At 39.0% G+C, this 14,198-nt stretch carries 11 protein-coding genes and 1 other annotated feature; of the genes, 3 read left to right on the top strand and 8 right to left on the bottom strand.

Annotated features, from left to right (window positions below):
- Positions 1-48 precede the first annotated feature (48 nt).
- Positions 49-312: a DUF2619 domain-containing protein gene (locus C9J34_RS00965; RefSeq protein ID WP_338016176.1), complete on the top strand. Its 264-nt coding sequence runs from the start codon at positions 49-51 to the stop codon at positions 310-312.
- Positions 313-316: 4 nt separating this feature from the next.
- Here the strand turns inward: C9J34_RS00965 and C9J34_RS00960 are convergent, their stop codons facing one another.
- The 3 genes from C9J34_RS00960 to C9J34_RS00950 all read right to left on the bottom strand — a co-directional run bounded on the left by C9J34_RS00960 (position 317) and on the right by C9J34_RS00950 (position 3,591).
- Positions 317-1,042, bottom strand: a complete 726-nt coding sequence (locus C9J34_RS00960; RefSeq protein ID WP_107837980.1) for a metallophosphoesterase family protein — start codon at positions 1,040-1,042, stop codon at positions 317-319.
- Positions 1,043-1,046: 4 nt separating this feature from the next.
- On the bottom strand, positions 1,047-2,720 hold the full coding sequence (gene argS / locus C9J34_RS00955) for an arginine--tRNA ligase (RefSeq protein ID WP_107837979.1): 1,674 nt from the start codon (positions 2,718-2,720) through the stop codon (positions 1,047-1,049).
- A 52-nt stretch (positions 2,721-2,772) separates the two neighbouring features.
- Positions 2,773-2,993: a binding site (T-box leader), on the bottom strand.
- Between the two features lie 28 nt (positions 2,994-3,021).
- A complete protein-coding gene (locus tag C9J34_RS00950) occupies positions 3,022-3,591 on the bottom strand; it encodes a hypothetical protein (protein ID WP_107837978.1) in 570 nt (189 codons plus the stop codon).
- A gap of 210 nt (positions 3,592-3,801) precedes the next feature.
- Between C9J34_RS00950 and C9J34_RS00945 the strand changes: the two genes are divergently transcribed.
- Positions 3,802-4,266, top strand: a complete 465-nt coding sequence (locus tag C9J34_RS00945) for a hypothetical protein (RefSeq protein WP_107837977.1) — start codon at positions 3,802-3,804, stop codon at positions 4,264-4,266.
- Positions 4,254-4,547 (top strand): YxcD family protein, encoded by a 294-nt coding sequence (locus C9J34_RS00940; RefSeq protein WP_107837976.1) that lies wholly within the window; start codon positions 4,254-4,256, stop codon positions 4,545-4,547. Before C9J34_RS00945 ends, C9J34_RS00940 begins: the two co-directional genes overlap by 13 nt.
- 66 nt (positions 4,548-4,613) lie before the next feature.
- Here the strand turns inward: C9J34_RS00940 and C9J34_RS00935 are convergent, their stop codons facing one another.
- The 5 genes from C9J34_RS00935 to C9J34_RS00915 all read right to left on the bottom strand — a co-directional run bounded on the left by C9J34_RS00935 (position 4,614) and on the right by C9J34_RS00915 (position 13,770).
- Complete coding sequence (locus tag C9J34_RS00935) at positions 4,614-5,159, bottom strand: SF0329 family protein (RefSeq protein ID WP_107837975.1); 546 nt, start codon at positions 5,157-5,159, stop codon at positions 4,614-4,616.
- 197 nt (positions 5,160-5,356) lie between these two features.
- Positions 5,357-7,042: a methyl-accepting chemotaxis protein gene (locus C9J34_RS00930; protein ID WP_193768845.1), complete on the bottom strand. Its 1,686-nt coding sequence runs from the start codon at positions 7,040-7,042 to the stop codon at positions 5,357-5,359.
- A 318-nt stretch (positions 7,043-7,360) separates the two neighbouring features.
- Complete coding sequence (locus tag C9J34_RS00925; RefSeq protein WP_107837973.1) at positions 7,361-9,619, bottom strand: 5'-nucleotidase C-terminal domain-containing protein; 2,259 nt, start codon at positions 9,617-9,619, stop codon at positions 7,361-7,363.
- Between the two features lie 249 nt (positions 9,620-9,868).
- Complete coding sequence (locus C9J34_RS00920; RefSeq protein WP_107837972.1) at positions 9,869-12,103, bottom strand: 5'-nucleotidase C-terminal domain-containing protein; 2,235 nt, start codon at positions 12,101-12,103, stop codon at positions 9,869-9,871.
- Between the two features lie 290 nt (positions 12,104-12,393).
- Entirely contained in the window at positions 12,394-13,770 is a 1,377-nt protein-coding gene (locus C9J34_RS00915; protein ID WP_107837971.1) for an S-layer homology domain-containing protein, read from the bottom strand.
- Positions 13,771-14,198: the final 428 nt, after the last annotated feature.

The following is a 14,198-nucleotide window of genomic DNA, read 5'->3' as shown; positions in this document are numbered from 1 at the left end:
TATTTCCCTCCCCCACCTCATATAGTAGCAAGGAAAGGTGGGACATGATTGGAACTAGCACTTCTCTATATGATTTGGCTACGGATTTTATCAGGCAGCATCGATATTGCAGCCGCGCTTTTGATGTACAAGCTCGGCAATTTAGAAAAGGCTTTTGTTGTTAATACTTCCCTTGCGCTTGTCGGTCCCATTATTTTTATTATCACAACAGGTATCGGTTTAGCTGGCATGCAAGATAAAATATCGCTATCGAAAATGCTGTGCCTATTTAGTGGGATTTTGCTTATTTTTATTAGCTTGCGGATGAAATAATGGATTATTGCTCATAAAAGGCTTTTAAAATAAACTCTTTGTCAGGAATATTCATTCGCTTAAAATCTGCGAGGAATGGAGCAGCATCGTATTCCACTTCGATAAAATTCCAATGAATTCCTGTATCAACTGTACAAATGGCATATTTCGCTTTATTTTTGCTGTTACAGCCAAGCGCTCCAGGGTTTATATATAGCGTTTCATTGCTTTGAAAGAAGTGCTTTGGATGATGATGTCCAAAGCAAATGCAATCATAAGCAGGATAATCCTGAAATATTTTTTCCATATTTTCGAGTGACGGCTCATGAATTGATGCGAACGGGTCTTCATGAAAAGGGATGCCCTTGCCTCTCAATGCATAATGCGTGAATAAAAAGCGCTGCGTATTTATTGTTTTTTCTATTTCACGGGGTAGCTGCTGTAAGAAAGGAATATATGCCTCGTCAAGCCGCTCCGCAATCCATTCATGATGTGCACGAATCGCTGCATGACTTTTCGGATACGGCTGTTCTCCGATAATCGCTAGCACTGCCTCATCATGATTGCCACTCACTACCTCACAATGTGGCAAAGTCGTTAATAGCTGCAATACTTCATTCGATTGATGACCAATACCAATTAGATCACCTGTACAATAAATTTGCTCTACACCGCGCACCGCTATATCCTGTAACACTGCCTGTAAAGCGACCGCATTGCCATGTATATCTGTTAAAAGGGCAAATTGCATACTGCTACATCTCCTTTGGGCTTGCAATGCCTAATAAACGCAAGCTTTCGCTTAACACCAGCGCCACGCAATGTGCGACAGCTAAACGTGCTTGCTGGTATTCGTCAGCGCTTAGCAACTTCGTTTGTGCATAATATTTATTAAAGCTACGTGCTAGCTGCAAGCTATATTTAGCAATTTGTGATGGATCTGCATCGTTAAATGCTTTTGCTACGCTGTCTGGAAAGTCCTGCAATTGTTTAATTAATGGCCATGCCGTTTCGTCTAGATGAGTGATTGCTTCCTGATTCGCTACATAAGCACCTTTCTTTAATAGCGTTTGAATGCGCGCATAAGCATATTGCACATAAGGGCCTGTTTCTCCTTCAAATGTCACCATTTGCTCAATATCAAAATCGATATCGTGCATGCGGTCGTTTTTCAAATCATTAAAAATAACCGCGCCAATGCCAACCTCTTGCGCCACTTCTTCCTTATGTACAAGCGTCGGGTTTTTCTCTTCGATATTATGGAAAGCCGTAGCGATTGCCTCTTTTAAGACATCTGCTAGCAGCACAATTTTTCCTTTTCTTGTCGACATCTTTTTGCCACCAATCAACATCATACCAAATGGAATATGTGCATAATTCTTTGCCCATTCGTAGCCCATTTGCTGCAATACCGCAAATAATTGCTTGAAATGTAGCGACTGCTCATTTCCCACGACATAAAAGACTTTTACTGGTGCATAAGTTTCCTGACGATAGACTGCCGCTGCTAAATCACGCGTTGCATACAATGTGGCACCATCGTTTTTCTTAATTAAACATGGTGGCATATCCGCTAACGGAACAACCATTGCACCGTCCGATTCTACCAATAGCTGCTTTGCTTCTAGCTCTGCGACAATGCGCGCCATTTTATCGTTATAAAAGGCCTCGCCATTATAGTGATCAAAGGCAACCCCAAGCAATTGGTAAATCGATTGGAATTCCTGCAAAGAGGCATCTCTAAACCATTGCCATAATGCATGTGCCTCCTCATCGCCATCTTCAAGTGCCTTAAATGCTTGGCGCGCCTGCTCGTTCAAGTCTTCATTGTGCTCTGCCTCCTCGTGGAAACGCACATAAATGTTTAAGAGCTCAGCAATCGGAGCTGCCTCAATCGCTTCCTGATTGCCCCATAATTTGTAGGCAACAATCAGCTTGCCAAACTGTGTACCCCAATCCCCTAAATGATTGATACGCTCTGTACGATAACCCATTTTTTCAGCGATATTTGCAAGTGCATTGCCGATAACAGTCGAGCGTAAATGCCCCATGGAGAACGGCTTTGCAATATTGGGTGCTGAAAAATCAAGCGCAATTGTCTCCTTTGTAGCAGGGCGTGTACCGTAGTGCTCGCGCTCAGTGAGAATTTGTGTGACCACTTGCTGTGCAATCGGTAACTGCTGTAAATAAAAATTAATATAAGCTCCCTCTACCTTCACCTCTTTAATAAAATCTGCTTGTATATGTTGTGCTACTTCGCTCGCAATCATTGCTGGTGACTTTTTATATTTTTTCGCTAATGTAAAGCAAGGAAAGGCGAGATCACCTAAATGCTCATATTTTGGCTTTTCAAGTAATGCTGTGACCTCTGTTAATGATAAATCATGTTGCAATGCTGCACTAATTAAAGCGGCTAATTGTTGTTTCATGTTTTTCTCTCCTTTTGATATCCATTTAATACAAAAAGCCCTCGCCTCTAAAAATAGAGACGAGAGCTGTGCGTTCCCGTGGTACCACTCTAGTTGTCACATCACGTGACCACTTACATCTTGTTAACGAGGTAGCTTCCCCGATTGACCCTACTTCATTATTCAGGCAACTTCTCCAAAGTGCGCTTCACTATTTTGATCGTATTAGGCTCACACCGTCCCTAACTCGCTTGCACTCACTCAAATAGCTACTGTCTTTTTCATCGAATTTACATTATTCTAACAATGAACGTTACATGCGTCAAGCGAAAAATTGGTCAATTTTATCCATATCCTGCAATACATATGAACGATTGGCCATGATGCCTTCAAACCAATTCGCCAGTATTTGCTGCAAGTTTTCCTCTACTTCTTCCTTGTTATGAAGCGTATGGACGACCGCATCAATAAATTGGGTGCGTTCCTCATAAAATTTTACACGCATCGTAAAGTCTTTGCCAACCTCTTGTTGAAATAGCTGCCCTAAACGCAAAACACCTGCATTCATTGCTTGCTCACCGTATAAGGAAGAGCCCACAATTACAAGCTTCTGTTCGAATGTTGCGGGTAGTTGTGGAAAATAGCCTTCCATTAAATGCTTCGTGCTCGCTGTTATTTCTTTTACGCGATTTAATTGTGTATTTGTTAATTCCAATGTTTGCTCAAATAAAGGCATCATCATATTGAGTTCGTCTAAATATTTTTTTGCTGTTGATAAACGAGCTGTGCCTGTTTGCTGCCCTGTGCGTTCATTAATTTTTTCCGCTATGTAAATGCGCTGTATGTATGATGCTAATAAAATAAGACCGTTATAATGCTTTTGTGCTGACATATTGCCTCCCCCTTCATCTTGTACAACGATACCATATTTTTTCACATCAGCATAGCGTTGTAGCCATTACGCTCCAGTTATTTTTCATAAAATTTTAGCGTATTTATTTTTCTTCGATTCGCTATTTTGCTATACTATTAAAGGAGTTTTTCGAACAAGTTCGAAAAAAACCTGACACACAATTGATTATAAGAATAACGGAGGAAAGAAATGAAGAAATTAGCAGCAGTATTTTTAGCATTTACACTTGTCTTTTCAAGTGTAGGAACAACAATCTTTTTCGGTGGTGACCACCAAGTAGAAGCAAAGTCTTATAAATCAGGGAAAAAGGGCTTTAATTCACAAGATAGCAATAAGTCTAATATTCAAAAAGATAACAAAGACAATAACAATGCAACAACAAACCAAAACAATACAAATAAATCAAACAATGATACAGCACAAACGAAAAAAGGCGGCTTCACATCTGGTGGCTTAATGAAGGGCTTATTTATCGGTGGTTTAGCTGGTTTATTATTCGGTAGCCTATTTGGCGATTTAGGTATTTTAGGTTCCATTTTAGGCTTTATGGTCAATGCCGCAGCTATTATGGTCATCGTATTCCTATGTGTTAAAATTTATCAAGTGATGACACGTAAAAAGAAAGCTGAGACAACTAAAACATGGAACAACTAAAATTAATGGAGCAAGATTTAATTAATGCGATTTGCATTTTCCATGCACGCTTTAAGCATGTCCAGCCTAGCGATGTAGAAGTCGAGCTTATGTACGATGATTTAGCAGGCTATACGGCTGAAGCCTATGTCAATGGACAAGTTGAGCTGTACAATACAGTTAATTTTATTACCGCTTTACGCCTTTATATCGATGAAGAGCTACAACGCGATTCAATTAGCGCAAGAATCTCGCTTGATATCGATGATGAAGAGGGCATGGTTGCCAATGTTTCTTGGTAACGCTTAAGAGACTGTCTGAAAAGGGATTATCTTTTCAGACAGTTTCTATTTTTTTGCTTTACACTTCTACGAGCTATATAAAACTCGAATTCCCTCTACTTCGCAGCGTAACGCATGAAACTTTTCAACGAGCAGGTGCTGTGGCTTCAATATTGTGAGTTTGCGCTTGCCGAGCCTGCGATCAAGCATTGCCAAAGCTTGTATGATAGGGTGTTCATGACATAAAGCATCCTCGATTGACAGCGTATAAAAAATAGCCAATGCTTGGTAGAACCACCATGCTGGATAAAGCCCTTGCGCCACCGCCTCCTGCTCAATTTGATCACTGATATTCACAAGCGCTTGCCGTTCCTCTGATTGCATCATGATTGCCCAGTTTTCGTTATATGGGATTCTCGCTAAATTTACTGTTTTCTCTTCATATTGTCGGTTCACATACACTTGAAAGGCTAAATCATCCGCGCGTAATATTTCTTGTTGATGATACGTAATCCATAGCTTACTAGGCTGATCATGCGCCTTGCGATGCACCGTTGCATATAACTTTACTTTCCCTTTTAATTTATCAGTTAAAAAGCTTTCAAATTGCTGCTGTTGCTTACTGAATCTCATTTTTTCCTCCTATTGAAAAAATTTCAGCTTACTTATTCTTTTGCCTTGATTCTACTGAGACAAAGTGAACCTTCCATCAGTAAGAACTTTTATAAACCCTACCGATATTCTACATTATATTTGAATAACAACCAAAAAGCAGTACAAACCTTGGTATTGGTTTGTACTGCTTAGGCTTGCCCACTTTATCAATCTGGCTAAATTTTGAATTTTGCAATCGCTTTCGCAAGCTCTTCTGCTTTAATTTCAAGCTCAGCCGATACAGCGTTAATCTCTTGGATTGAGGCTACTTGATCGCCGATTTGTAACGCGATTTGCTCCGTATTCCCCGCAACACCGTTAACATTCGATGCAAGCTCTGATACAGATGCAGAAACTTCCTCTGTCGCAGCAGAAATTTGCTCCGTCACAGCAGACGCATCCGCAATAAGCATTGTCATATTTTCGACAGCGCCTGTAATTTGATTGAATGAATCACCAGCCACTTCAATGACTTTCACACCTGTTTCAACACGTTGCAAGCTTTCGGCAACAGCACCTTCTACATTTCTCGTTTCATGTAAAATTTCAGCTGTTAAATTGACGATTAAATTGGCTGATGACTTTGACTGCTCAGCTAACTTTCTCACTTCGTCCGCTACAACAGCAAAGCCTTTACCATGTTCACCAGCTCTTGCCGCTTCAATAGCCGCATTCAAAGCTAATAAGTTGGTTTGGTCTGTAATATCTGTAATAACATTGGAAATGCTCTGAATTTGCTCTGAATGTGTAATGAGCTTTGAAATAAGCTCTGTCGTTAACTTTGTCGAGCTATAAATATCTTGCATTTGTTCTTTCGCATCTGCAATTGTCACAAGCCCCTTACTCGCAACTACTTGCGTATTTTGCGCTTCATTGTGTACAGTTTGAGTAGATTCGGCAATATTTTGAATACCGAATGCTGTTTCATCCATCGCTACAGATGTGTCTGTTGCAATTTGCGATGATCCATGTGTGCTTGCTGAAATTTGTTCTATGCTACTCGCAACCGTTGTAGATGTCGATGATACTTGTGCTGTACTTGTCGTAAGTTCTCTCGATATGTTGGAAAGCTGCTCAGCATTCTCGTTTGCAACAGAAATCAATTCACGCAATGAAGATTTCATCAAATTAAAGGATGTGGCAATCGTTGCTACTTCATCCTTTGATTTTACTGTAACATCATCAACCGTTAAGTCTCCTGTTGCAATTTGGTCAACCGCACCCGCTAATTGCTTTAGCGGCATAATTACCACTCGACTAATTGCGATAACGCTTAGGATTCCTACGATGATACTAACAATTGAAATAACCGTTAAAATGACTGTTACTTGTTGTACTTGCTCACCCGTTTGCTTTTGCGTATCTGCAAAGCGGTCTTTGTTATAAAGGAGCATCGCATTTGCTGCTTCGCTCAAGTTATTATGAACTTTGCGCACTTCAATATTCAGTATCGGAATTGCACTATCTACTTTGCCTTCGTCAACTAAGCCTATTACACGTGCAGCTGCATCACTATAGTTATTATTTGCTTCAACTAATTGGGCTAATAACTCCTGCATCTCGCCACCTGAAACAACCTCATCTAATCGCTCTAACGAAGTAGCGATTGCAGCTTGCTCTTTTTCTAAGCTTGACAATGCATCTGAGCCTTTCGCCAATACATATTGTCGTAAAAAAGCCCCTTGTCCCCCTATACGTGACTGTACATCTGCAGCTAAATAAACCTGCTCTAAACGACTATCTATTAGTTCATTATACTTATTATTTACATTCGTTATTTGCAAATAGCTAAAAAGCGAAATACCGAATATAATTACGACTAATGTACCTAAAGATATGTATAATTTCTTCCCAATACTCAAACAAAAAGCCCCCTTTTGCACACAATACCATTATATTCATTTCTTTTATACTATGTCAATATTGCTAATCGAATGTTGTAAATTTTCTAGCAATATGGACTTGTTGCATTTTTAAACATTCTATGACTTTGTACTCTTTATAATTATACAAAAAATAGAATTTTGATAATTTAATGGGATGTTTGGCGCAATAACGAGATTATAGCGTAAAAGAAAAGCCCGAACAAGCTCACAAAGTGCTAAATTCCTACACTTCATCACTGTTCGGACCTACCTTATTTAAATTGTTTGATGATCAGTTTAGACCGCTATCATCTATTATTCTTCAGTTGGTAACGCACTATCAACAATGCGTCCTTCTGTAGTTGTTGGTACTTTTTCTAATGAAAGCAGTTGCTCTTGGAAGTTTTCCCAATCTGATAAACCTAAATCTGTTACGCGACCTTCTGCATAGGCTTTCGCAAACATATCAAATCCGTCGCCACCTTTAGCTGTGAACGCATTTGTTGCCACTGTATACGTTTTGCCGTCTTCCAGTGCTACGTATTGACCAGAAGCTTTATCGAAGTACTCGATTGTTACAACACGAGAACCTACTTCTTTCGATGAATCATATGTTAATTTTGCACCCGCAATGTGTAAGAAACCACCATTTTCTTTTGGTGCATTTTTCAACGATGCTTCAAATGCTGCTTTTAATTCTACACCAGTTACATCCATAAGTGCTAAAGTATTACCAAACGGTAGTACGTTAATTACTTGTCCAACCGTAATGTTACCAGCTGGAATTGCTGCGCGAATTCCGCCACCATTTTGTAATGCCATAACTACTGTTTTATCTGTATATTGTTGCGCTTTTGCTAACATACCATCTGTAATGATATTACCAAGTGCCGTTTCGTTGCTACGAACACTTTCTAAGCTGTTATCACTTGCACGTGGATTTGTTAACGCTTCTGTTAATGTTACACCGATTTCTTTGTTATTTACGCCATCAACATGCTCTTTATATGGCGCTAATAATTTTACTAGTGCTGCATCTTCAGCTACTTCACCAAGGTCAATTAGCTTACCATCGTATTCTGTTACAATACCATTCTCATCAAATGTTACATCAAGGGTACCTAAGTAGTTGACATATTCATTTGCTTGAACGATTAATGTGACATCCTTCGCTTCACCAACTGTGTTTGTATCAACAACAAATGGCTCCTCTAGTTTCGTATGATCGTGTCCACCAACGATGATGTCGATGCCTGGTACATTTTTCGCTAGTAAAATATCATTATCAACATTTGGATTATCGTTATAGCCGATATGTGTTAATGCGATAATTTTATTGACACCCATACCTTCAAATGCTGCTACTGCTTTTTTTGCTTCATCAATATAATTTGAGAATGTAATTTTATCAGGTGATGCGATGTCTTTTGTTTCTTCTGTTGTTAAACCGAAGATTCCTACTTTTTCACCATCAATTTCTTTCACAATCCCTGAATAGATTTTACCGTTTTCAGGTTCGCTTGAAACTAAGTCTGTAAATAGACCTGTGAATTTATCATCCGCAGAGAAATCTACATTTGCCGCAACAAATGAGAATTTAGCTGCAGCTACAAAATCAGCTAATGCTTGATGCCCTTCAGACGATGAACCTAAATCGAATTCATGGTTACCAAATACCATTGCATCAAAGCCTACTCCATTTAATAGCTCTAAATCAGCTTTCCCATGGAATTCATTGAAATATAATGTACCGCTGAAAGCATCGCCTGCATGTAATGTTAAAACATTGTCTTTCGCTGCGCGTTGTTCTTTTACAGCTGTCGCTAATTTAGGCATTTTATCTACACGTGCGTGTGTATCATTAACATGTAAAACAGTTAATTTAAATGAATCATCTGTTGTTACTTCCGGCGCTTCAGGTACTTCTACTTCTGGTACCTCTACTTCAGGCACTTCAATAAACGAGTTGGCTGCATTTAAAATAAGTGTTGCTAGCTGACCACGTTTTACATTTTGGTCAACGCCAAATTCTGTAGCCGAAATCCCTTGACCAATACCTGCTTCATATAATGCTGTTACAAAATAGGCGTAGTCATTATCTGCTGGTACGTCTGTGAATGGGCTATCGCCTTGTGCTTCTAAGCCTAATGCTTGCGCAATCATAAACGCTAATTCGCCGCGTGTAATTGCTTCATTTGGTTCTACCGTATTATCATCATAATAATCAATCGCATCCAGTGCTGCTAATGCCGAGATTGGACCATAGTATTGGTGCGATGTCGAGATATCCGCAAAGTTTGGATTTGCAACCGCTTTCGTATCAAGACCTAATACACCTGCAATAATTTTCGCTGCTTGTCCACGCGTTACGTCATTATTTGGTTTGAATGTACCGTCTGGGTAACCACTAATGATACCTGCTGCATGTAATGCTGTAATCGCTTCATAATGTGCATTATCCGCTTTTACATCGGAAAAAGAGCTTGCTGCTAATACAGGTGTTACAGCTACGACAGTAGCTGTAACAGCAACAGCAGCTGTTGCTGCGTAAAATTTGTTTCGTTTGTTTTTCATCTTGAAAATTACCCCCATCATTAATAGAATTGTATCGTCATACAACATACATCTAAATTCTACATGAAATTTGGATAGATTGCTATAATATTCGCAGTATTCGCGAAATAACTTTACATTACGTTAAAATTTGTCATATGAAAAGCCCGAACAATTTTGGAATGCGTCATTGTTCGAGCTTGTGATTTATAAAGTGAAATTTCAATTATGTGAGACAAGCATTTTTTACAAGCTATTTTAGCTGATTTTCTACTCTTCTATTATTTCTTCAGTTGGTTTCGCCAAGTCTATAATGCGCCCCTGCGTCTTTGTTGTAATTTCTTTTAATGTTAATAAGTATTCTTGCAAGTTTTCCCAGTCAGCTAAACCTAAATCTGTTACACGGCCTTCTTCGTAGGCTTTCGCAAACATATCAAAGCCGTCACCGCCTTTAGCTATATAAACATTTGTTGCAACTGTATATGTTTTACCGTCTTCCAATGCTACGTATTCACCTGTTGCTTTGTCTATGTATTCGATTGATACAATGCGAGAGCCTGCCTCTTGCCATGAATCAAATGTTATTTTGGCCCCTGCAACTTGTAAGAAACCACCGCTTTCTTGTGGTGCATCTTTCACAGATACTTCAAAGGCAGCTTTCAATTCAGCCCCTGTCACGTCCATCAGTGCTAATGTATTACCAAATGGCAGTACATGAATGACCTGTCCTACTGTAATATTTCCCGCTGGAATCTCTGCACGAATACTTCCCCCATTGTACAATGCCATAATAACGGGCTTATCAGTATATTGTTGCGTTTTCGCTAACATACCGTCCGTAATAATATTGCCAAGTGCTGTTTCATTGTTGCGTACGCTTTCTAAGCTATTTTCGCTAGTACGTGGGTTGGCTAATGTTTCCGCTAATGTAACACCGATTTCCTTGTTGCTTACCGCATCTACTTGCGCTTTATATGGTGCTAATAATTCAGCTATTACTTTATCCTCTACCACTTCAGCAAGGTTAATTAATTGCCCCTCATATGCTGTAATAATACCATTTGCATCAAATGTTACATCGAGTGTACCTAAATATTTGCCATAGTCACCAGCTTGTACAATTAATGTCGCATCTTGTGCCTCACCAACTGTATTGCTATCAACAAAAAATGGCTCTTCTAATACAACACGGTCATGTCCACCAACAATAATATCAATGCCTGGTACATTTTTCGCTAATAAAATATCATTGTCAACATTCGGATTATCGTTATAGCCGATATGTGTTAAGGCGATAATTTTATTGATACCCATGCCTTCGAATGCAGCTACTGCCTTTTTTGCTGCCTCAATATAATTGGAAAATGTAATTTTATCAGGGAAGGCAATATCTTTTGTTTCTTCCGTTGTTAAACCAAAAATCCCAACCTTTTCTCCGTCAATTTCCTTGATGATGCCAGTATAAATTTTGCCATTTTCAGGTTCGCTTGTAATGATGTCTGAGAATAAGCCTGTAAACTTAGCATCTCCTGAGAAGTCAACATTGGCATCAACGATTGGAAATTTTGCGCCTTTAATGAAATCAACTAATTTTTCATGTCCTTCTTCAAAACTGCCTAAGTCAAATTCATGATTGCCTAATACCATCGCATCAAAGCCAATTGCATTCATCATTTCTAAATCTGCTTTGCCGTAAAATTCAGTGAAGTATAATGTACCGCTAAATATATCCCCTGCATGCAATGTTAAGACATTGTCTCTCACTGCATGTTGCGCTTGAATTGCTGTCGCTAATTTCGGCATTTGCTCCACATGTCCAAACGTGTCATTGACATGTAAAAGGGACAATTTAAATGTATCCTCTGTTGTTACTTTTGGTGTTTCTGGTGTTGTAATAAACGAGTTCGCTGCATTTAAAATAAGTGTTGCGAGCTGACCACGCTTTACATTTTGGTCAACACCAAATTCTGTAGCCGAGATTCCTTGTCCAATACCCGCTTCATATAATGCCGTTACAAAATAGGCGTAGTCATTATCTGCTGGTACATCTGTGAATGGGCTATCGCCTTCCGCTTCTAGACCTAATGCTTGTGCAAGCATAAATGCTAGCTCGCCACGTGTAATCACTTCACTTGGCTCGATTGTCTTATCTTCGTAAATTTCTACAGCATCGAGCGCTGCTAATGCGGCAATCGCCCCATAGTATTGATACGTTGTCGGAATATCTGCAAAGTTGGGGTTTACTACATTTTGTGTATCAAGACCTAATATACCTGCAATCATTTTCGCTGCTTGTCCACGTGTGACATCATTATTTGGTTTAAATGTACCGTCAGGATAACCACTAATGATACCTGCTGTATGTAGCGCTGTAATCGCTTCATAATGTGCCTCACCTGCTTTGACATCAGAAAAGACATCTGCTGCTAAGGCAGGCGTTGCAGCAACAGTAGCTGTAACCGCAATAGCTGACGCTATATAAAATTTATTTCGCTTGATTGTCATTTAGAAAGTCCCCCATCGCTCATCAATTTATAATTAAATTCTACATAAAATTTTGGTAGATTGCTATAATATTCGCAGTATTCATACAATAACTTCACATTTTAAGGAAAATTTTAGGCAAAAAAATCAAATGAATCAAAAAGGCTACAAAGCTCCGCTTAAACTTCTTGGCTTTCAAGCTATGGGAGAATACAGAATAAAAAGCTATAAGAAAAAAATTTTTACTAATTTGTAAGAAAGCAATGACAAAAAAGAAGTGCAGGAAATTCCCTACACTTCTTTCACATATATTATTTTGCTTCTTCGTTCGTAGCTTCTACTTCTTCAATTGCAGATAAATCTAGTTCTTCTGCATTATCCAATACTTCTTGTGGAATTGTAATTGTTGTTACAGCGTTGAAGTCTGAATATTTGATTGTCGATTTATTTGTAACCTTGATTTTAACGCCTTCGCTATCAATACCGATACCTAAATCAATGACCATTTCTTCAATAACAAATGTTTCTTTGTTCACTTTAATTTCATAAGTGAATTGGTCAAACTTCATATTTTGCATTTCTGCTAATTCTTCTTCACCTAAACCTAGGTTCATTGCATTTAATTGCTCTTGAATTAAAGCTGTAAATCCTTTACCATCACCTGTTAATTTTAAAACATAGTAATTGCCTGCTTCTTCTAGTTTAAAATCAGATGCAAATTTTTGTAGCATCGCTAGCTGTTCAGCAGCGTTTACTTGTGCACCTGCTTGCGCTAAAACTTCGTCAAACATAGCTGAAGGATATTTAATCCAAGTGCTTGTGAAGCCTTCATACATGTACATACCATCTTTTTCAGTCATATACATTTTTAATGGCATATCGATTGCTTCACCAGAAGTTGGTTCTAATACTGACATTGTACCTTCGATGAAAAATTGCATTGGCTTATTAACAATTGACATTTTCATGTTTCCGCTAGCATTAACAGTTGTTTGCTCTGTACCTTCTTGGAAAGTCATTGATTGTGTCATTGTCATTGTTGCTTTCATGCTTTCAACAGTTGTTTGCTTTTCAATCGCTTTTGTAAAAACCGTTTCTAACAATGCTGTATCCGTAGTTGTTGGTTCAACTGTTGCTGCATCTTCTGTCGTCGTTTGCTCTTCTTCAACAACCTCATCATCACTTAATGCTTCATAAAGCAATGTTGCTACTTCACCGCGCGTAATTGTGTTATCCGCATCTTCAACTTCAATCTCTTCTTCAATACCTAAACCTTGTACTAACATAAATACAAATTCACCACGTGTAAGTACTTCATTTGGTGCAACCGTATTATCATCTACATAAAATTCAATCGCACCAAGCTCTGCTAATGCTGCAATTGCGCCGTAGTATTGATGAGTAGTTGGAAGATCTGCTAATTTTGGATTTTCAACATTTTTCGTATCAAGACCTAAAGCACCTGCAATCATTTTTGCTGCTTGCCCACGTGTTACATCGTTTGCTGGCTTGAATGTACCGTCTGGATAACCGCTAATAACACCTGCTGTATGTAATGCTGTAATTCCTTCGTAGTGTGCATTATTTTTTGTTACATCTGAAAATGCTTCTGCTGCTGCCGCTGGTGCAACCGCTACTGCTGTTGCCGCTAATGAAGCAACGGCTACTGTATAATACTTCTTTTTCACTGATAAAGCCCCCTAAAAAATCAATATAATCTTATTTTACATAAATATGGTGAGCAAATCCAGTTATTTGGTAGGATTTCTTTGAAAATATGACGATTTTCCAAACTTTAGAGTAAAAAGAGAAGTTTAGTAATGAAGGTTCATTTTAATCAATTACGCCTCGGCGTAATTGCGTCCAGATTTTTTGAGCTCGCTCATAGCAGAAGTTAACCTAAAAGTGTCACCTCCTGTGACAACGGTTAACTGACCTACATCGTGCAGACCTCCCTTCAAAATCTGTGACATCCGCCGGAGGCTTAGGCCAACACGATGTTGGTCACGCAGTCGTTGCCATAGGACATGGCGTTCTTAGACTGAGTTCCTCTTTCTCAGTCGGTGTTTGAACACTCACTGAAGCAGGTCTAATGCTGGCATTCATCTCGCCACCT

The sequence above is a fragment of the Metasolibacillus meyeri genome (assembly GCF_003049505.1).
Taxonomy (GTDB): Bacteria; Bacillota; Bacilli; order Bacillales_A; family Planococcaceae; genus Metasolibacillus; species Metasolibacillus meyeri.
Note: the sequence above shows the minus strand (reverse complement) of the source record. Positions and strands in the feature narration are given on the sequence as shown.